General features: G+C 69.1%; 18 protein-coding genes. 9 read left to right on the top strand and 9 right to left on the bottom strand.

What is annotated here, in order from left to right:
- The first annotated feature begins 26 nt into the window (after positions 1-26).
- Positions 27-518 (top strand): DUF1801 domain-containing protein, encoded by a 492-nt coding sequence (locus RCH12_RS13360; protein ID WP_327017168.1) that lies wholly within the window; start codon positions 27-29, stop codon positions 516-518.
- 75 nt (positions 519-593) lie between these two features.
- On the opposite strand, the gene RCH12_RS13355 is transcribed toward RCH12_RS13360, so the two are convergent.
- The 4 genes from RCH12_RS13355 to RCH12_RS13340 all read right to left on the bottom strand — a co-directional run bounded on the left by RCH12_RS13355 (position 594) and on the right by RCH12_RS13340 (position 3,813).
- Positions 594-1,223 carry an MBL fold metallo-hydrolase gene (locus RCH12_RS13355; RefSeq protein WP_327017167.1) on the bottom strand — a complete coding sequence of 210 codons (630 nt, stop codon included), beginning with the start codon at positions 1,221-1,223 and terminating at the stop codon, positions 594-596.
- Positions 1,223-2,317 (bottom strand): S-(hydroxymethyl)mycothiol dehydrogenase, encoded by a 1,095-nt coding sequence (locus tag RCH12_RS13350; RefSeq protein WP_327017166.1) that lies wholly within the window; start codon positions 2,315-2,317, stop codon positions 1,223-1,225. Before RCH12_RS13350 ends, RCH12_RS13355 begins: the two co-directional genes overlap by 1 nt.
- Before the next feature lie 88 nt (positions 2,318-2,405).
- The gene (locus RCH12_RS13345) at positions 2,406-3,434 is read right to left on the bottom strand and encodes a PHP domain-containing protein (protein WP_327017165.1); all 1,029 of its coding nucleotides are present in this window, start codon (positions 3,432-3,434) and stop codon (positions 2,406-2,408) included.
- Between the two features lie 58 nt (positions 3,435-3,492).
- Positions 3,493-3,813 (bottom strand): hypothetical protein, encoded by a 321-nt coding sequence (locus RCH12_RS13340; RefSeq protein ID WP_243399296.1) that lies wholly within the window; start codon positions 3,811-3,813, stop codon positions 3,493-3,495.
- A 117-nt stretch (positions 3,814-3,930) separates the two neighbouring features.
- Here RCH12_RS13340 and RCH12_RS13335 point away from each other — a divergent pair, with 117 nt between their 5' ends.
- Positions 3,931-4,524, top strand: a complete 594-nt coding sequence (locus RCH12_RS13335) for an HhH-GPD-type base excision DNA repair protein (RefSeq protein ID WP_327017164.1) — start codon at positions 3,931-3,933, stop codon at positions 4,522-4,524.
- A gap of 12 nt (positions 4,525-4,536) precedes the next feature.
- On the opposite strand, the gene RCH12_RS13330 is transcribed toward RCH12_RS13335, so the two are convergent.
- Positions 4,537-5,382, bottom strand: a complete 846-nt coding sequence (locus tag RCH12_RS13330; RefSeq protein WP_103432538.1) for an alpha/beta hydrolase — start codon at positions 5,380-5,382, stop codon at positions 4,537-4,539.
- 163 nt (positions 5,383-5,545) lie between these two features.
- Here RCH12_RS13330 and RCH12_RS13325 point away from each other — a divergent pair, with 163 nt between their 5' ends.
- The 3 genes from RCH12_RS13325 to RCH12_RS13315 all read left to right on the top strand — a co-directional run bounded on the left by RCH12_RS13325 (position 5,546) and on the right by RCH12_RS13315 (position 8,250).
- Positions 5,546-6,262: a DUF2461 domain-containing protein gene (locus tag RCH12_RS13325; RefSeq protein ID WP_327017163.1), complete on the top strand. Its 717-nt coding sequence runs from the start codon at positions 5,546-5,548 to the stop codon at positions 6,260-6,262.
- A gap of 92 nt (positions 6,263-6,354) precedes the next feature.
- Positions 6,355-6,663 (top strand): hypothetical protein, encoded by a 309-nt coding sequence (locus RCH12_RS13320; protein WP_327017162.1) that lies wholly within the window; start codon positions 6,355-6,357, stop codon positions 6,661-6,663.
- A gap of 60 nt (positions 6,664-6,723) precedes the next feature.
- A complete protein-coding gene (locus tag RCH12_RS13315; RefSeq protein WP_327017161.1) occupies positions 6,724-8,250 on the top strand; it encodes an AMP-binding protein in 1,527 nt (508 codons plus the stop codon).
- Here the strand turns inward: RCH12_RS13315 and RCH12_RS13310 are convergent.
- Both RCH12_RS13310 and RCH12_RS13305 read right to left on the bottom strand, forming a co-directional pair.
- Complete coding sequence (locus RCH12_RS13310) at positions 8,211-9,884, bottom strand: FAD-dependent monooxygenase (protein ID WP_327017160.1); 1,674 nt, start codon at positions 9,882-9,884, stop codon at positions 8,211-8,213. The two genes, RCH12_RS13315 and RCH12_RS13310, sit on opposite strands and share 40 nt — an antisense overlap.
- Before the next feature lie 4 nt (positions 9,885-9,888).
- Entirely contained in the window at positions 9,889-10,185 is a 297-nt protein-coding gene (locus RCH12_RS13305; protein WP_327017159.1) for a toxin-antitoxin system YwqK family antitoxin, read from the bottom strand.
- Positions 10,186-10,369: 184 nt separating this feature from the next.
- On the opposite strand from RCH12_RS13305, the gene RCH12_RS13300 reads away from it, so the two are divergent.
- On the top strand, positions 10,370-11,152 hold the full coding sequence (locus tag RCH12_RS13300) for an ABC transporter ATP-binding protein (protein ID WP_327017158.1): 783 nt from the start codon (positions 10,370-10,372) through the stop codon (positions 11,150-11,152).
- Entirely contained in the window at positions 11,149-13,656 is a 2,508-nt protein-coding gene (locus tag RCH12_RS13295; protein ID WP_327017157.1) for an ABC transporter permease, read from the top strand. The genes RCH12_RS13300 and RCH12_RS13295 overlap by 4 nt, the downstream gene beginning before the upstream one ends.
- A 39-nt stretch (positions 13,657-13,695) precedes the next feature.
- On the opposite strand, the gene RCH12_RS13290 is transcribed toward RCH12_RS13295, so the two are convergent.
- Together RCH12_RS13290 and RCH12_RS13285 are read right to left on the bottom strand one after the other, a co-directional pair.
- Positions 13,696-14,421, bottom strand: a complete 726-nt coding sequence (locus RCH12_RS13290; RefSeq protein ID WP_327017156.1) for an LON peptidase substrate-binding domain-containing protein — start codon at positions 14,419-14,421, stop codon at positions 13,696-13,698.
- A gap of 60 nt (positions 14,422-14,481) precedes the next feature.
- Complete coding sequence (locus tag RCH12_RS13285; RefSeq protein ID WP_103432531.1) at positions 14,482-14,892, bottom strand: GNAT family acetyltransferase; 411 nt, start codon at positions 14,890-14,892, stop codon at positions 14,482-14,484.
- 195 nt (positions 14,893-15,087) lie between these two features.
- Between RCH12_RS13285 and RCH12_RS13280 the strand changes: the two genes are divergently transcribed.
- Together RCH12_RS13280 and RCH12_RS13275 are read left to right on the top strand one after the other, a co-directional pair.
- On the top strand, positions 15,088-17,712 hold the full coding sequence (locus tag RCH12_RS13280) for a hypothetical protein (protein ID WP_327017155.1): 2,625 nt from the start codon (positions 15,088-15,090) through the stop codon (positions 17,710-17,712).
- A 119-nt stretch (positions 17,713-17,831) separates the two neighbouring features.
- Positions 17,832-18,320 carry a GNAT family N-acetyltransferase gene (locus tag RCH12_RS13275; protein WP_103480141.1) on the top strand — a complete coding sequence of 163 codons (489 nt, stop codon included), beginning with the start codon at positions 17,832-17,834 and terminating at the stop codon, positions 18,318-18,320.
- The last annotated feature ends 136 nt before the right edge of the window (positions 18,321-18,456 follow it).

The following is an 18,456-nucleotide window of genomic DNA, read 5'->3' as shown; positions in this document are numbered from 1 at the left end:
CGGTGGCCCGGCGCTACCGTAGGGGCATGGCAACAGGAACCCCAGCCGACCGCACCGACCACCAGGCCGCCGACGACGAGGTGCGCGCCTTCGTCGACGCCGTCCCCGGCGCCACCCGGCGGCGGGATGCCGAGACCCTCCTGACGATGTTCGGGCGCATCACGGGGGAGCCGGCACGGCTGTGGTACTCGTCGATCATCGGCTTCGGTCAGTACCACTACAAGTACGAGAGCGGGCGGGAGGGCGACGCGGGCGCGGCGGGCTTCTCACCGCGCAAGGCGTCGATGTCGATCTACTTTCCCGACGGACTGGGCGCCTACACCGAGGAGCTCGCTCGGCTCGGACCGCACAAGGCCGCACTGAGCTGCCTGTATGTCACCAACCTCGACAAGGTCGACCTGGACGTGCTCGAGCAGATGGTCACGACGTCGTATCGCGCGGTAACCGCAGGCGAGTACTTCGGGCACCGGGCTCGGGAGTCGGAGGGCGGCCGCGCCGACCCGCACCGGCCGGAGTAGCCCGCTCGCCGCGAGATGCCGAAAAATGCCCCTGAGGACGCATCCAAGGGGCATTTCGCGGTAACTCGCTGGCTGTCAGTGGCCGCGGGCGAGCCAGGCGGGCAGGTCGGGAGCCTCGGCGCCGATCGAGGTCGACTCGCCGTGGCCGGTGTTCACGACCGTCCCGGCGGGCAGGGTGAGCAACCGGCCGGTGATCGACTCGATGATGGTCGGGAAGTCGCTGTACGACCGTCCGGTCGCACCCGGCCCGCCGTGGAAGAGGGTGTCCCCGCTGAACAGAGTGTCGAACGCGGGCGCGTAGAAGCACACCGAGCCGGGGGAGTGACCCGGCGTGTGGATGACCTGCAGCTCGATCCCGGCCACCTCGATGGTGTCGCCGTCGGCGAGCTCGCGGTTCGGCGCGGCATCCGGGTAGACGACGTCCCAGAGCATCCGGTCGTTCGGGTTCAGGTAGACCGGTGCGTCCGTGGCTGCAGCCACTGCACCGGCCGCGCCGATGTGGTCGTTGTGCGCGTGGGTGCTCAGGATGCCCAGCAGCCGACGCTCGCCGACCGCCGCGAGGATCGCCTCGGCGTTGTGGGCGGCGTCGATGACGACACACTCGGTGTCGTCGCCGACGATCCAGACGTTGTTCTCCAACGCCCAGCTGCCGCCGTCCAGGTCGAAGGTGCCCGCGGTGACGAGGTGCTCGATGCGCGCGCCCATCAGAGCACCACCACCGAGCGCAGCACGTCGCCGGACGCCATCTTGGCGAACGCCGCCTCGATCTCGTCGATGCGGATGCGTTCGCTGACGAATTCCGCCAGCGGCAGACGCCCCTGCAGGTAGAGCTCGGTGAGCATCGGGAAGTCCCGCTCCGGCAGGCAGTCGCCGTACCAGGAGGACTTCAGCGAGCCACCGCGGCCGAAGACATCGGCGAGGGGGATCTCGAGCATCATCTCCGGAGTCGGCACGCCGACCAGCACCACGGTGCCGGCCAGGTCGCGGGCGTAGAACGCCTGCCGCCAGGTCTCCGGGCGACCGACGGCGTCGATGACGACATCGGCGCCGAAGCCGCCGGTGAGCGCCTGCACTGCCGCGACCACGCCGTCCTCGTCGAGCCCGGCGGAGTCGATGGTGTGGGTGGCGCCGAACTCGGTGGCCTTGGCCAGCTTCTTGGCGTCCCGGTCGATCGCGATGATGGTGCCCGCGCCGGCCAGCTTTGCGCCGACCACAGCGGCGTCGCCGACACCGCCGCAGCCGATCACGGCCACGGAATCGCCGGCGGCGACGTTGCCGGTGTTCATGGCGGCTCCGATGCCGGCCATGATGCCGCAGCCCAGCAGCCCGACCGCGGCGGGGTCCGCCTCCGGGTTGACCTTGGTGCACTGACGCTCGTGCACGAGGGTCTTCTCGGCGAACGCGCCGATACCCAGCGCCGGGCTGAGCTCGGTGCCGTCGACCAGGGTCATCTTCTGGCTGGCGTTGAAGGTGTTGAAGCAGTACCAGGGTTCGGCGCGCTTGCAGGCCCGGCAGTCGCCGCAGACGGCCCGCCAGTTGAGCACCACGAAGTCGCCGACGGCCACGTGGGTGACGCCGGCGCCGATGATGCTCACCCGGCCGGCGGCCTCATGGCCGAGCAGAAACGGGAAGTCGTCGTTGATGCCGCCCTCCTTGTAGTGGAAGTCGGTGTGACAGACGCCGCAGGTCTCGATGTCGACGACGACCTCGCCGGGTCCGGGGTCGGGGATGACGATGTCGGTGAGCTCCACGGGAGCCCCCTTCGAGCGGGCGATCGCGCCTTGAACGGTGATGGGCATGGAGCTCCTCGTGTGTTGCCGGGGCAGCCGATGTGGCAGACCTCCAACCTAGCGAAGCATCCTGACCGGGCGCTGGCGGGCGGGTCCCTCAGCGGGCGGCCCGCGACCAGTCCAGCAGTTTCTCGACCGGCCACGTGTTGACGATCCGCTCGGCGGGCACCCCGTTCGCCGCGGCGCGTTCGGCGCCGTAGGCCAGGAAATCCAGATGCCCGGGCGCATGGGCGTCGCTGTCGATGCTGAATAGGCAGCCGGCCGCGAGGGCCTGAGTCATAAGGTCGTCCGGCGGGTCCTGCCGTTCCGGCCGGGAGTTGATCTCGACCGCTACGGCGCTCTCGGCGCACGCGGCGAACACCCGCTCGGTGTCGAAGCTCGACGGCGGCCGGGTGCCGCGCGACCCTGTCACGAGACGACCGGTGCAGTGGCCGAGCACGTTGGTGTGCGGGTTGCGGATGCCGGCGAGCATCCGCGGGGTCATGCTCAGCGAGTCGGCGCGCAGCTTGGAGTGCACGCTGGCGACGACGACATCCAGCCTGGCCAGCAGCGCCGGGTCCTGGTCGAGCTCGCCGTTCTCGAGGATGTCGACCTCGATGCCGCTGAGCAGCCTGACCGGGTCGGGTGAGGATGCCGCATCCGCGTTGATGTCGGCGACCACACCGAGCTGCTGCATCAGCCGGTCGGCGCTCAGGCCGTGCGCGACCGTGAGGCTCGGCGAATGGTCGGTCAGCGTCAGGTACTCCCGGCCCAGCATCCGCGCCGTGGCTACCATGAGTTCGATGGACGTGGTGCCGTCCGACCAGTCACTGTGCGTGTGCAGGTCGCCGCGCACCACCGCGAGCAGCTCGCGGCCGCCGGTGGCCACAGGGTCTGCGCCGCTCCGCCGCAGGTTGTCCAGGTAGTCGGGCAGGCCGTACAGCGACTGGGAGATGACCTCGGCCGTGCGGCCGCCGATACCCTTCATCGCCCGAAGCCGGCCGTCGTGGACACGATCGGCGAGCTCCGCCGGGTCGAGGTCGCTGATGAGCGAGGCGGCCCGTCGGAACGCCTGCACCTTGAAGGTCGGGGCGAGGCCTCGTTCCAGCCAGAAGGCGATCTCGCTGAGGGCATCCACGGCATCCATGCAGCCATGATCGGCCCGAACCGGCAGAAACGGGAGCCCGCCCGGCGACGAACCGGAGTCAGACCACGTCGAAGTGGGCCACGGTGAGTTCGCGGTCGATGAGGAAGGCGTCGTCCTGCGGATAAAAGACCGCCAGCTCGATGTCCTCGCCGGCGAAGGCGACGATATCGGCGTACGCGCGCCAGAACGAGATCGTGCGCACCTCGCACCGACCGTCGCGCAGCTCGCGGAATACCATCGCGGCGCCGAGATTGCCCGGGGTCGACCTGTAGTCGGCGAGACCGGTGCGTTCCATATAGGCCGTGTACGAGGCGCGGTCGGACGGTCTGATCCACCCGGTCCAACTGCGCATCACGCTGCCAGCGGGGATATCGAACATGACGGCTCCTGTCCGCCGGATTCGCGCCGGCTATCGCCATGCTGGCAGCGCGAACTGCCGCTGCCAACCCGTGTCGGCCGCCCAGCGAATGTGTGTCGACGGTGCGAGAATGCTCTGATGACGCTGCACATCACCGGCGATACCGCCGCAGACGCCCTACTCAGTGACGACCCGTTCGCGCTCCTGCTCGGCATGTTGCTCGATCAGCAGATCGCCATGGAGGCAGCCTTTGCGGGACCGGCGAAGATTCGGGACCGGATCGGCACCCTCGACCCGTCGGTGATCGCCGGATACGACCCCGATGAATTCGCCGCGATCTTCAAGCAGACCCCGGCCGTGCACCGTTTCCCGGGCTCCATGGCCACCCGGGTGCAGACGATAGCGGGGGTCGTCGCCCAAGACTGGAACGGTGACGCCGCCGCCATCTGGACCGCCCCCGATTCCCACGGGGCCGCGCCCGACGGCGCCGAGGTGCTGCGCCGCCTCAAGGCACTGCCCGGCTTCGGTGAGCAGAAGGCCAAGATCTTCCTGGCGCTGCTCGGCAAACGGCTCGGCGTCACCGCCGCCGGCTGGCGCGAGGCATCAGCCCCGTACGGCGAGGACGGCTCGCTGCGGTCGGTGGCCGACATCGTCGACCCGGAATCGCTCGCCAGGGTGCGCGAGAGCAAACGGGCCGCGAAGGCCGCAGCGAAGGAATCCGCGGGCAGGTAGCAGGGCCGGCCGTCAGGCCAGCTCCGCACGACGGATGTGTGCGGTGCTGGCGTGCGTCACCGCCCAGTCCAGAGCATAGTCGGCGACGGCCTCCCAGCCGGGTTCCCCGCAGGTCCAGTGCGACCGACCGGGAAACTCGTGGAACTCGGTCAGCGCCGCGGACTTGCGGTAGTGGTCGGCGTTGGACTTGTTCACCGACGCCGGCATGATGTGGTCCGCGCCGCCGGCGATGAACAGCAGCGGGGCCCGGTCGTCGAACGTGTAGTCCACCCAGGTTTCCTGCTTGCCCGGCTTGTAGTTGGCGATCAGCCCGTATGCCCACACCCAGTTGCCCGGTGCGGGGATGTGGTAGCGCTCGTACACGGCGTCGGAGTCGTCCCGGCTGAGCGTGTTGGCGAACACGTAGTGGAACTGCTCCGCCGTGTACCCGACCGCTCGGTGGTAGTTGGCCGGGTTGCTGAGGATCGGGAAGAGAGACCGGATCTGAGACGGCGGGGTCATCCGGATGCCCTCGGTTGGCGCGGAGTTGATGGCGACGGATGCCGCGCCCAAGCCCCGGGCGGTGAGGAGCTGGGTGAGGGTGCCGCCGAACGAGTGGCCCATGATGATCGGCGGAGTGTCGAGGGCGCCGATGACGTCGGCGAGGTGGTCGACGGTCTCGGGCACGGTCAGGTCGGCGATGACCGCGGGGTTCTCCCGCAGGGCCTCGACCTCGATCTCGAAGCCCGGATAGCCGGGGGTGATCACGCGATAGCCCTTGGCCTCGTAGTAGGGAACCCAGTGTTCCCAGCTGCGGGGCGTCATCCAGAGCCCGTGGATGAGCACGATGGTGTCGGGGGTTGCCGGTTCGCTGGTCATGATTGTCCCTTCGGGAGCCGATTGAGGTGGGGCCGGAGGTGCCAGATGGCGCGGATGGAGTGAATCTAGTCCGGTGGGCCGGGGCGTTCAAGGCGGCCCGCACAAGAACGGGCTCGGAGGTGGCCGCGAGACAATGGACTGACGTGATCGAAGGAGCGTGCAGGTGGGTCCCCATTTCAGCGAGCAGGCGTTCGACTTTCTCGAGGAGCTCGAACACCGCAACAACCGTGAGTGGTTCGAGGAGTACAAGGGCGTCTACGAGACCGAGCTGAAGGCCCGGATGCTCGCGGTGATCGAGGCGATCAACCTGCAGTTGGCGGGGGTCGCGCCCGACTATCTGCGGCCGGCGCCGAAGGCGATGCTGCGGATCTACCGCGACGTGCGGTTCTCGAACGACAAGACCCCGTACAAGACCCATCTGGCGGCGAACTGGCCCCGGCAGGGCCTGGAGAAGGCCGGCGGTGCCGGATTCTTCGTGCAGGTGGGGGTGCACGGCGTGATGATTGCCGCCGGCGCCTACTCGCCGGGCTCGCCCCAGTTGCACGCGATTCGCGAGTACCTGCTCGACCACCATGACGAGATGCGCAGCCTGCTCGCCGACGAGTCGCTGACCCGGCTGGCGGAGCCGTTGGCCGGCCGGCCGCTCATTCGCGGCCCCAAGGGTTTTCCCGCCGAGCATCCGGCCGCCGACCTGCTTCGCGTGCGCAGTTGGGCGCTTTTCGCACAGCTGCCCGGGCAGTCTGCCCTCACCGACGGCTTCGTCGATACCGTCGTCGAACGGTTCAGGGTGCTGGCGCCCCTGGTCGACTTCCTCAACATTCCGCTGGCGAGGGTCACCCCCCTGGAGCTGGAGGCGGCAGCCGGACGACGCCGCGGCTGATTGTCGTCCACCGGCGCATCGGATGCACGAGAATGGGAGCGATGAGTGGTCGCGGCCGAACCGGTCCAACGGACCCTCGAAGGAGCTCCACAGTGAACGATCCCCGAGCCAAGATGGACGGCAACCGCCTCCTCGCCATGGGCGCCCCTCGGGCGGACTGGACGAAGGCGCCCGGCCGGGTACCCGGCTTCTGGGCTGCCCTGCTCGGTCTCGTCGTCGCCGTGGTGTACCCGATTCCGGCCTTCGTCATCGGCGCCGTCGGCCTCTACTTCACCATGCAGGCCTACAGGGTCATTCCCGCGGGAGCCAGAGGTCGGGGTCTCACCGTCGCGGCACTGGCGCTGGCCGGAGCGACGCTCGTTGTCGTGGCGCTGCGGATCGTCCTCGCCCTGCTGCGCTGACCGCCCTGTTGCTGTGGCCGGCCCCTATGCCGGGTGGCCGAGCAGGAGTTCTATGGGGGCATGACGGCAGGATCAAACGCCTCAGACCCCGCGCCGGCGCGGCCCCCGCTTGACACAGACTCCGCGTCCTTCGTGGTGCGGCCGACTCTGGTCGACTACGGGCGGGTCTATGTGGAGTTCAGCTGGGACCGGGTGCGACAGGTGCTGTCGGGGCTGCCGGACGGCCGGGGTGTCAACATCGCCCACGAAGCCGTGGACCGCCACGCTGCCGGAGCGCTCGCCGGACACGATGCGCTGCGGTTCGTGCGCACGGACGGCACAGCTCACCCGCTCAGCTACGCCGAGCTCGCCGAACAAACCGGACGCTTCGCCAGTGTGCTGCAGCGGTTGGGAATCGAGCGGGCGGACAGGGTCTTCTCCCTCTGCGGACGCATACCCGAACTCTTCGTGGCCGCCTTGGGCACTCTCAAGAACGGCAGCGTGTTCTGCCCGATGTTCTCCGGCTTCGACCCCGAGCAGGGGCGGCAGAGACTTAAACGCGGCTCTGGGCGGGCGCTCGTGACCACCCGCGAGCTGTACCGAGAAACCGTCGCGCCGGTGCGGGCAGAACTGCCCGAGCTGGTGCAGGTCCTCCTCATCGATGCCGACGGAGAACCGGACCCGGGAACCGTCGACCTGGTCGCGCTGATGCGCGATGCCCCGCCGTACGGCGACATCGTGGCGATGCAGTCGGAGGACATGGCCATGCTGCACTTCACCAGCGGCACGACGGGTCCGCCCAAAGGTGTGGTGCACGTGCATGATGCCGTCGCCTCGCTCTTTGTCGCCGGCCTCTACGCCCTCGACCTGCACCAGAAGGACGTCTACTGGAGCACTGCGGACCCCGGCTGGGTCAGCGGCAATTCGCATGGCGTGATCACGCCGTTGGTCCACGGGGCGACAGTCTTGATCGTGGAGGGAGAGCCCGACGCCGAGCGTACCTACAGTGTGCTCGCCGACCAGCGGGTGACGGTGTGGTACACCACACCGTCAGTGCTACGGATGCTCATGGCGGCCGGCCCCGCGCTCGCGGCCACGTACGACCTCAGGGCGTTGCGCCACGTGGCCAGCGGTGGCGAACCGCTCCCTTCGGAGGTCTTCGCCTGGGCCCAGGAGACGTTCGGGCGGCCGGTGCACGACACCTGGCGGCAGACCGAGACCGGTGGCATCATGCTCGCGAATTTCCCGGGCAGTCCGATCCGGCCCGGCGCGCTCGGCCGGCCGCTACCCGGGGTGCAGGCCGCCGTGCTGCTCACCGACGCCGACGGGCGGTTCGTGCGCGGGGACGACGGAGGGGTGGTCCTGCTCACCGAACCGGATGCCATCGGCGAGCTCGCCTTTCGCGCCGACTGGCCGTCGATGTTCCGCGGCTACCTGCGGGACGACGCCCGGTACCGGCGACGCTTCGTCGGAGGCTGGTACCTCACGGGCGACCTGGTGCGGCGGGACGCCGACGGCTACTACTGGTTCATCGGTCGAGGAGCAGACCCCGCCGAGCCCGCCCCCGGTCACGGCGGGAGTGGTCGAGCGCCGATCCCCAGCAGGTAGGCCTCGGCGCCGTCAAGGTCAGCGCCGGCTGCGCGGTAGCCGACGTAGCCGTCCCAGCGCACCAGATACTGGTCGGGGGCGGATCGTCGGCGCGAGATGTCGGCGACGCGCGGAGCGGCCGACCAGCGGGATCGCGGTGCGGACGGGGTCAGTTCCACGGTGAGCAGGTGCACCCAGCGGGCCTGAAACTCCCGCACCCGGGCATCGGGCCACTCAGTGGCCGGCCCGCAGAGCAGCATCCGGAACACCGGCGGGCCCGGTGCCGCGCCGTGATCGGCGGCTGCGGTCCTGACGGAAGACACCGGAGCCGCGCCCATCCCGGGCTGCGGGAATCTCTCGCCCGGCCGCGGCCCCCGGTCGAGGCTGGGGACCCCGTCCACCGACAGCGAGCTGCGCCGGTAATGGATGCCCAGTTCGGAGATCAGCCGAAAGCCGGTGCGGCGTGCCGTCCGGCTGCGTAGCAGCAATGTGGCCACCGGCACGGCCGGGCCGGCCCGCAGGCCACGCAGCACCGGATGCTGGCCGGTCGCCACCGTGAAGGCACGGTTGGTGCCGGCCAGCACCGAGCGGGCCACCGGCAGCCGTTCCTGTTCGTAGCTCCCGAGCAGTGCAGGGTCGGCGGCGCCCCGGCAGACCAGGGCGAGTTTCCAGCCGAGGTTCACGGCATCCTGGATGCCGGTGTTCATGCCCTGGGCGCCGGCCGGGCTGTGGATGTGGGCCGCATCGCCGGCCAGGAATACCCGGCCCCGCGCGAAGGTATCAGCGAGCCGACTGCTGATGGTGAATTCGGTGAGCCAGACCGGGTGATGCAGCACGATGGTGTCCCGGGTGTACCGGGTGACGGCTGCCTGAGCGAGGGCCAGGGTGACGGGGCCGGTGCGGCTGCCCGGCGGCAGCATCACCAGCAGCCGCCAGCCGGCCGGCGAGCCGAGAGGAAACAGGAAGAGCGGACCGGCTCCGGACAGGTAGACGTGCACCCGGCCTGGTTCCAGACCGTCGGCCTCCAGATCGGCGAGGAGGAAGCGCTGGGGGAAGGCTCGACCGGAGAAACCGATGCCGGCCAGGTGCCGCGTCGCGCTGTGCGCGCCGTCACAGCCCACCAGATAGCGGGTGCGTACCGTCCTGGGCGGTACGCCGGGGGATTCGAGGGTGCAGGTGACCCCGTCATCGTCCTGGCTCAGGCCCGTCAGGGTGAGACCCCGGCGGATGCCGACGCCCGCGCTGGCCAGGCGGTCGACGAGCACTCGTTCGGTGCCGGCCTGGGAGAGGAACAGGAGGAACGGGAAGCGCGTGTCACCGAATGCCTCGTCGAACAGGGACACGGCGTGAGCGGGCGCAGCGCTCAGGCTGCCTCGGCGGCGGCGGTCGCGCCCGTGCAGCAGCAGCGTCCCGGTCGGGTTGCCGGCGCTCACGAGGTCGTCCGCAAGGCCGTTGCGGGCGAGGACCTCGAGGGTGCGCGCCTGGATAGCCAGCGCGCGGGACTCGTGCGCGGCATCCGCTGCCCTGTCGACGATCATCGCGGTGACCCCGTGGGTGTGCAGCTCTCGGGCGAGGGCGAGCCCGGTGGGCCCGGCGCCCACGATCAAGACATCGGCATCGAATGTTGTGCCGGTGCCGATCCGGTTGCCGGCCATGTCATCACCGGGTAGCAGGGTCCGCGGGGCTGGTGCCCGGGGTGGACGGGCCGAACGAGGTCTCCTTCACGAGGCGCCCGGTGCGGTCCCAGGTGCGCCACAAGCCCACCTGGTGACCCAGGTCGAACTCACCGGAACGCAACAGCGAACCGTCGAGGCGGAACCATTCCCAGTGTCCGTGGAGTTTGCCGTCGAGTTCAAAGCCGCTGGCCTTGACCGACCCATCAGGGAAACGGTCGTGGCGGGGGATCGGGAAGCCGACTGACCGTGAGGACGAGGGAGAGGACGCTGGAGAGGGCATGCCCCCATGCTGCCCCGGAATGCTCCAGCGCTCAACGGCGCTCAACGGCGCTCAACAGTGCTCGACAGCGGTAAACCGCAGGTGGCAACGGGCGTAGTGTTGTAACCCAAACGGGGGCTGTGCCAGTGGGGGCACCCTGACGGAAGCACACCCCTGAGTGTCGTTATCACGCGGGGGACATGCAATGACTGGATCTCACAGCACGGGCGACAACGCGGTTGCGGCCAGGGCGCTGCGCAAGACCTACGGTCGAGGGGAATCGGCGATCGCCGCCCTCGACGATGTCTCCGTGGATTTTCCCCGAGGCCAGTTCGCGGCCGTGATGGGACCGTCGGGGTCGGGCAAGTCCACCCTGATGCACTGCCTGGCCGGGCTCGATACCGCCAGCAGCGGAACCGTCTGGATCGACGGCACCCCGATCACCGGGTTGCGTGATCGCGGGCTCACCAAACTTCGCCGGGACAAGATCGGATTTGTCTTTCAGGCCTACAACCTCGTACCCACACTCACCGCCAGGCAGAACATCGTTCTTCCGCTGGGGCTGGCGCGGCGCAGGGTGGACAAGGCCTGGTTCGAAGAGGTCGTGCAGACCCTTGGCCTCACCGGCCGGTTGAAGCATCGCCCGCACGAACTCTCCGGCGGGCAACAGCAGCGGGTGGCGGTCGCTCGGGCGCTGCTGAGCCGGCCGGCCGTGATCTTCGCCGACGAGCCCACCGGCAATCTCGATTCCGTGGCCGGCGCCGAGGTGCTCGCGCTCCTGCGCACAAGTGTCACCCAGTGGGGCCAGACCGTCATCATGGTCACCCACGATGCCGTCGCGGCCGCGGCCTCCGACCGTGTTGTGCTCCTCGGCGACGGGCGCCTCGCGGGCGAGCTGCCCGCTCCGACGGTGGACTCCGTGCTCTCTGCGCTGCACGGTGTTGCGCTGCACGGTGCAGGCCACGCGGCCGTCCGGTCGACCCCGTGATCAGGGTCCTTTTCTCGGGCCTGCGCGCCACCCTGGCCCGGCTGCTGGCGACCGGCCTGGCCGTGGCGCTCTCGGTGGGATTCGTCGTGGCGACGCTCACCCTCTCGGCCACCTTCACTCGCACGACCGAGGAGTCCCTCGCCGCGAGCATGGCCAGGGCCGACGTCCTGGTCACCCAGACGGTGGCCGAGATGGCCAGCTCCGATCCGCGCACCTCCACCGATGTGCTGCTCACCCTCCTCCCGGCGGTGCAGGCGGCCCCCGGGGTGGCCGCTGCCGACGTGGAACGGCTGGCCTATGTGGACCTCAGGTTCGGCGAGACCCGCAGCGTGGGGCAGATCAGCGCGGTGCTCGACGAGTCGGTGCGTTGGCAGACGCTCACCGCTGGCCGCTGGCCCCAGGCGCTCACCGAGGCCACCCTCGACCGGGCGACCGCCGAATCGGTGGGGGTGGCCGAGGGGGATACCCTGACCGTCGCCGCCGTCGGTTCCGGGGTCAGCCCCACCGCGGTGACTGTCGTGGGCATCACCGCGCAGCAGGCCGCCGGTGTGGGTGCCGGCGGACCCACCCTCCTGATGCAGGGCGAAGCTCTCACCGATCCGGACCTGTTCAGCCTGTCGACGTCGATCCTCGTCGCCGGCGGCGATGCCGGGCCGGATGCCGTCGCGGCGTCGGTCTCCGCAGCCGTGGCCGGAGCATCGGGCATCGTGGTGCAGACCAGGGCCGAGGCCGTCGACGACCAGACCGCGCAGCTCTCCGGCAGCGCCACCGTGCTCACGAGCATCCTGCTGGCCTTCGCCGCCATCGCCCTGTTCGTGGCCGCCATCGTGATCGCGAATACCTTCCAGGTGCTGGTCAGCCAGCGCACCAGGGAGCTGGCCCTGCTGCGGTGTGTCGGCGCCGGTGCCGGCCAGGTGCGCCGGCTGATCCTGGGCGAAGCGCTGATCCTGGGCTTGGCGGCCTCCGCGCTCGGGGTGGGAATCGGCGTGGCCAGGGCGCACATCCTGGCGGAACTCAGCCGTGACGGCGCATCCGGAGTGCACCTCGGCCGGCTCGTGATCGACCCGGTCCTGTTGGCCGCCGGGTTTGGAATCGGGGTGCTGCTCACCCTCGCCTCTGCGTTGTCACCGGCCCACCGGGCCACCCGGGTGCGACCGGTCGCAGCCCTCCGCGCCATCGCTGCTCCGGTCGGCATGCGCCAGGAACTCGTCGGCGCGGTCGTCGCCCTGGCCCTCATCGGGCTCGGCGGCACAGGTTTGTTCGTCGGGGCCACCCGGTCCGGTCTGACCCTGGCGGTCGTGTCGGGCGTGATCAGTTTTCTGGGAATCCTGCTGGCGTCGGCCCTGTTCATCCCGTGGATCGTACGGATCGTCGGATCGACGATCGGCTGGACGTCGGTGCCGGCCCGGCTTGCCGCTCTCAACGCCACCCGTAACCCGGCCCGCACGGCGTCGACGGCTGCGGCCCTGCTGGTCGGGGTGACCCTGGTGACGATGATGGTCGTCGGTGTCACGTCGGTGCGGACCTCGATCGGCGACAAGATCGATGAGAAACGGCCGGTCGACCTCACCGTTCAGTCGGTGGACCCGGCGGGCATCACGGCGGAGCAGATCGACGGCATCAGTGCGATGCCCGACGTTGAGGACGCGACAGCGGTGGCTTCGGCCCGGGTCACCATCTCCCCGGCCGCCGGAACACCCGTGCTGATGCAGGCTCGAGGCATCGACTCGGCGCGGGCGCAGCAGGTGGCGCGCTCGAGCGTTGTCGTGCCGGAGCCCGGCCAGCTGCTGCTCAATCCCGCCGACGCGGGAGCTCTGCAGACCGGCGACAGCGTAACGGTGGCCGGAGACGTCGGCAGCGCCGAACTGACGGTGACGCTCGAGGAAAGCGCTGCGCGCAAGCAAGCGACCCTGACCCACACCGACCTCCTCATCCTGGTGGCAGCGCCGGTCACCGGGCAGGTGCAGCTGAGGCTGGGCGACGGGATCACCAGCGGCCAGGTTCAGCAGCTGAGCACCGACATCCTCTCGGTGAGCGATAAGTTCACCGTGGGCGGTGGCGCGCCTGAGCGCACCTATTACGAGCAGATACTCGATGTGATGCTGCTCATCGTGCTGGCCCTGCTCACGATGGCGGTGGTCATCGCCTGCGTGGGGGTGGCCAACACGATGGCGTTGTCGGTGTACGAGCGGCGGCGCGAGTCCGCGTTATTGCGTGCCCTCGGCCTGACCCGCGGGCAGCTTCGAACCACGCTGGGTATCGAGGTGACGCTGATCACGGTGGTAGCCGCAGCGTGCGGCATCGGGTTGGGGATTGTGTACGCCGGGGCCGGCTTGACGGCCGTGTCGTTGCAGGCCCAGAAACTCGCGTTGACCGTGCACCTGCCCTGGACCCAACTCGCCATGGTGCTGCTCGGGGCGCTGGTGGCCGGATTGCTCGCCACGGTCGTGCCGGCCGGTGGGGCGGCGCGGCGCTCGCCGGTGGAGAGCCTCACCCGCGAGTAGCCGCCCTGATGGCGAGCCGGCCGCGGTTGCTCGTAAGGGTCAGGCCTTCGGGTCGTCCGGATCCAGGTCGTCAGGGTCCAGGTCATCCGTGTTCAAGTCGTCCGCGTCCATCTCACCGGGGCCGGGCACCCGGTACGCGTCGGCGGCCGCTTCGGTGTGGTCGAAGATCGCCCGAAGCAGGCCGGCCATGCTGGTGGACCGCAACATGGCGACCTGGTCGAGCGGACCCACCGGGGCGATGCCGGCCAGCTGCCAGGCGGCCTCGACGGGGTCCTCCGACAGGGCGACGTTGGCCGACCAGGCGTCGTCGGTGAACTCGCTGGCCAGCGACAGGGTGCGACGCACGGTCTGCTCGGCGAGCACCCGCAGCGGGGTGAGGGCGTCGTCCCAGACCAGGGCGGGCAGCTCCCGCACCACGGCCTGCGGGTACGGGGCGTCCTGGCGCCATTCGATCACTTCGATGCGCCGGTCTCCCTGCGCGACGAGGCCGACGAACCCCTCAGGCGCCACCAGCTCGAGCACCTGCGCCACTGTCCCGGTACTGAATGGGTGCTCGCCACCGCCCACTTCCTGGCCGCGTTCGATGAGGACTACCCCGAATTCGGCGGGCTCCGATTCGAGGATGCTCGCCAGCATCATGAGGTAGCGCTCTTCGAACACCCTCAGCTGCAACGGCATGTAGGGGAAGAGCACCGACCCGAGCGGGAACATCGGCAGGCCGGTGGCGCCGACGGGCTCGTCGGGTGAGTTCCCCTGATTCGACATGACCCCAGCGAATCACGCTCCCGGTGGAAAACCAAGCACCCCGGCTGCCGGGGAGTGAGATCAGTCCAGCCGTTTCGCGAGGACGCGCACGTCGGCATCCGCATAGCCGAGCCGGTCGTAGAAACCGGTGACGGCGGTGTTGCTCTCTCGCACCATGAGCTGCAGCTTGACGGCGCCGCGTTCCACCAGCCAGGCTTCGGCGGCCTGCATCAGCCGGCGACCGAGACCCATGCCGCGCTCGGGCGCGGCGACGGCCAGGTAGTAGACCCAGCCGCGGTGGCCATCGTGGCCGACCATCACGGTGCCGACCAGTCTGCCGTCGCGAAAGGCGCCGAGCACAGTTGATGTCGATCCGTCCAGCGCGCGATGGAGGTCGGTGGCGGGCGGATTCCACGGGCGGGTGAGGCCGGCTTCCTCCCAGAGGGTGGTCACGGCATCAAGATCGGCGGGGGTGACGTCCGTGATGTGCATTGGTCCATTGTGCCGGTGCAGAGTGGTGTGTTCCGATCGTTACACGGGGAACGGACTTGGCCGCTGGCCAGCTATTTTTTTGCGATACGCTTCGAAACGATAACTGGGGGAAGCATGAATAATTTACAATTGGGTGGGAATCCCGATTCCGGAGACGATTCCGGAACGGGCACAGACAATACAGACCAAAGCGCGGTGGCCACTGAGCCGCCCGCTGCAGCAGAACCGGCAGCAGATCCGGCAGCAGATCCGGCCGCTGCGCCGCCCGCGCCGGCTGATCCGGTCGCGGCTCCGTACGGTACTCCGGGTGCCACGCTGCCGACCATACCGGCGCCGACCGGACCGACCGTCGGCACCCGCGTCGCCTCGATGGTGCGGGGTATCCCGGCCGAACGGTTCATCGCCGCCGCGGTCGCCCCGGTAGTCGTCTACGCCGCCACCTGGCTGTTGGCGCTGGTGTTCACCCTGCTGGTGTTCGTCGCCGCCGCTGACGCATCCCTCGATTGGGGACTGGCCTTCCAGGCGCCCGCTCAGATCGTGGGCTTGGCCGTCGCCGGCACGCTCACCATCGGCGCCACGGTGATGGGGATCTCGGCCGCCGTCTCCGTGCTCTGGCTTCCGCTGCTGGTCACCGCCTTCCTGATCATCGCCACCGCATTCGTGGCCCGCAGGGACGAACGGATCGCGCCGAGCCGGACGCGCGGCATCCGCTGGTTGCTGTCGGCGCTCAGCGGTGTGATGCTGGCGATTCTTGTCGTCATTGTCGCGGCCGTCACACCGCTCACCTATGTCCTCGGTGACGGTTCCGAAAGCTACTTGGGATTCACGACCGCCACCGGGACCGCAACGTCAGCGTCATTCACGGCCTTCCTGGGCGCTCTCGTTCTGGGCACCCTCGCGTCGTATGTCGCCCGGGCCCGGGTGGCCCGCGCAGCCGCCGGCATCACGCCTGCCGTCGTGGCACCGGCCGCCACCACCGTGTTCGCATCCGTGCGGTCGACGCTGCCGGTCGTCGGGCTGCACCTCGGTGTGCTCGCCGTTCTGGTCACCGTGGGACTGCTGGTCTGGTCCGTGATCAACGGCGGCGTCAACGCTCTCCTGACCGCGTTCTTCTGGCTTCCGACCGCTGTGGTCGACGGCCTCGGCTTCGTGAACCTCGCACCGCTCACGTTCGGTGGTTCTCTGGCCGCCCTGGGTGGGCTGACCGGTTCGTCGAACAGCTTCTGGATGCCCGCTGAGCTGCCCGGCTGGGCCACAGTGCTGATCCTGGTGGTCAACCTACTGCTCATCCTGGTCACGGGTACCGTGTTGCGTCTTCGTCGCGGGCAGCTGAGGTTGTCTGCGGCCATGTCGTGGGTGACCACGGTGGTGTCGTTCGCTGTCGCGGGCATCGTCATCTCGACTGTGGGTGGCATCGGCGGCTGGACGAGTGTCGACACGGCCGGCGCAGGCGAGAGCCTCGACGGTCTTCTCGCGGGTGCCGGTTCCCTGATCGAAGGGGCTGCTGCTGCCTCCGGCGTCGTCGGACTGGCCGCGTGGACATTCATCGTCTTCGCCGCGCTGGGCGCCCTCGTCGAGGTCGTCGCGGTCTTCGCGGCCCCGACCGTGGTGCAGCTCCTCCCCGCCGCCGTCCTCACCCGGTCGGCCAAGATCACCGGACTGGTCGGCGTGCCGTTCGCCGTGCCCGGTACGTATGTGCTGCCGGAGCCGACCAAGGTTTCCGTCGCCAGCGCCGCTCCCGGCGCGACCGGAGTGCCCGTCGGCTCTGGAGAGCCCGCCGTGGTCCCGCCCCAGCATGCTGGTGTTGCCGCGACCGTGCCGATGACCCCGGAGAAGAAGCGCCGGGTCAAGATCGTGCTCGCCGCCGTCGGGGCCGGTGTCGTCGTGGTGCTCGGCGCATCCATCGCCGTTTCGATCGTCAATCAGATGGTCTACAGCCCACAGAACCAGGTGGAAAGCTACCTGGACGCGCTCGTGGCCGGTGACGCATCGGCTGCCGTGGCGATCGGTGATGTCGACGGCTCCGGGGAGCAGGGGGTGCTGCTCACCGACAAGGTGCTGAAGGCGACCGAGGGCCGGATCACCGGATTCACGATCACCGACGTCAGCACCACAGGCGATACCGCCACGGTGACTGCCGACGTCGACCTGGACGGGGTCAAGGAGGATGCGAGCTACACGTTGACGAAGTCCGGGAAGACGGCCCTGTTCTTCGATAACTGGACCCTGGACCCGGTCTGGCTGCCGACGGTGTCGGTCTCCGTCGCGCCGGGTATCGAATCGGTCGATGTCAACGGCACCGTCATTCAGCTGACCAGTGAAGTCCAGGAGTCCGGTTATCTGGAGGTTCTCGCCTTCGCCGGAGATTATGTCATCGGCAGCGCAGGGGACGCCGAGTGGCTTGCAGCCGAGCCGCAGACGGTCCAGGTCGGAATGGTTGTGTCATCAGGTAGTGCGCAGTTGAAGCTCGAACCGACGGCGAAGTTCACCTCGTCCATTGATGAGCAGGTGGCGGAATATCTCGCCGGCTGCGTGGCGCAGAAGGTGCTGAATGCCGACGACTGCCCGATTTATGTGTTCGATTACGGCACTATCACCGATGTCGTCTGGACCATCGACGAGCCGGCCGTGACGTCATTGGGCAGCTCGTACAAGAACGAGTGGTACCTCGCCACGGAAGATCGTGGCTCGGCGACCGTGACCTACACGAACACTGACTATCGGGGCCAGGCGTCGCCGGAAACGGCAACCATGAATTTCTCGGTCAATGGGACCGTGAAGATGGTCGACGGCGCTCCGGTCTTCTCGAACAGCTACTAACCGGCCGAGGCATCGGCACACGCCCGGATCGCCGCCGCCCACCTGTCGTGGGCGGCGGCGGTCCGGGCGTGCGGCATTTCGGGCCCGCGCAGACAAACGTGCACTGGCATGCTGGATGGATGACTGAGGCAGTTTTCGACCTACCAGGCGGACCATTCACCCTGCGACGGGCGCTCGCCGAGGACGTGCCCGCGATCATCGGCCTGCTCGCCGACGACCACCTGCGATCCGCTGAGGAATCCACCGCGGCGCAGGATCTGGCGCCCTACCTGGCTGCCTTCACCGCGATCGACGAAGCGGCAGACCAACTGCTCGTTGTCGTCGACGATCCCGCCGGGAAGGTGGTGGCCACTCAACAGCTCACGGTGCTGCCCGGGCTCGCCCGGTCCGGGGCGACTCGGTTGCAGATCGAGGCGGTGCGCGTGAGCGCCGCCCTGCGCGGCAACGGCCTCGGCAGCGAGATGCTGACCTGGGCGGTTGAGTACGGGCGCGGACGCGGATGTCGGCTGGTACAGCTCACCTCCGACGCCTCCCGTCTCGACGCTCACCGCTTCTACGAGCGCCTCGGCTTCGCCTCCTCCCACGTGGGTTTCAAGCTGCTCCTGTAGCCTCGTTGGCTGCTCCTCCAGCTTCTAGAACGGCGGGTTCCCGGGCACCGGCGGGGTCGGCTGCCGGGTCGGCCGCGGCCGGGGCATCAGGTAGCTCTCGTCGTCGGGCCGCCTCCGGGTCTTCGGCCCCATCACC

Source organism: Cryobacterium sp. MP_3.1, assembly GCF_035984795.1.
Taxonomy (GTDB): domain Bacteria; phylum Actinomycetota; class Actinomycetes; order Actinomycetales; family Microbacteriaceae; genus Cryobacterium; species Cryobacterium zongtaii.
The sequence above is the reverse complement of the archived record's forward strand: the minus strand, read 5'-3'. Positions and strand labels throughout refer to the sequence as shown.

Coding starts and splice junctions, on each gene's coding strand:
- RCH12_RS13335 (WP_327017164.1), top strand. CDS start 3,931: ATGACGCTGCACATCACCGGCGATACCGCCGCAGACGCCCTACTCAGT.
- RCH12_RS13330 (WP_103432538.1), bottom strand. CDS start 5,382: ATGACCAGCGAACCGGCAACCCCCGACACCATCGTGCTCATCCACGGG.
- RCH12_RS13305 (WP_327017159.1), bottom strand. CDS start 10,185: ATGCCCTCTCCAGCGTCCTCTCCCTCGTCCTCACGGTCAGTCGGCTTC.
- RCH12_RS13290 (WP_327017156.1), bottom strand. CDS start 14,421: ATGTCGAATCAGGGGAACTCACCCGACGAGCCCGTCGGCGCCACCGGC.
- RCH12_RS13350 (WP_327017166.1), bottom strand. CDS start 2,317: ATGCCCATCACCGTTCAAGGCGCGATCGCCCGCTCGAAGGGGGCTCCC.
- RCH12_RS13300 (WP_327017158.1), top strand. CDS start 10,370: ATGACTGGATCTCACAGCACGGGCGACAACGCGGTTGCGGCCAGGGCG.
- RCH12_RS13285 (WP_103432531.1), bottom strand. CDS start 14,892: ATGCACATCACGGACGTCACCCCCGCCGATCTTGATGCCGTGACCACC.
- RCH12_RS13355 (WP_327017167.1), bottom strand. CDS start 1,223: ATGGGCGCGCGCATCGAGCACCTCGTCACCGCGGGCACCTTCGACCTG.
- RCH12_RS13345 (WP_327017165.1), bottom strand. CDS start 3,434: ATGGATGCCGTGGATGCCCTCAGCGAGATCGCCTTCTGGCTGGAACGA.
- RCH12_RS13340 (WP_243399296.1), bottom strand. CDS start 3,813: ATGTTCGATATCCCCGCTGGCAGCGTGATGCGCAGTTGGACCGGGTGG.
- RCH12_RS13315 (WP_327017161.1), top strand. CDS start 6,724: ATGACGGCAGGATCAAACGCCTCAGACCCCGCGCCGGCGCGGCCCCCG.
- RCH12_RS13275 (WP_103480141.1), top strand. CDS start 17,832: ATGACTGAGGCAGTTTTCGACCTACCAGGCGGACCATTCACCCTGCGA.
- RCH12_RS13310 (WP_327017160.1), bottom strand. CDS start 9,884: ATGGCCGGCAACCGGATCGGCACCGGCACAACATTCGATGCCGATGTC.
- RCH12_RS13360 (WP_327017168.1), top strand. CDS start 27: ATGGCAACAGGAACCCCAGCCGACCGCACCGACCACCAGGCCGCCGAC.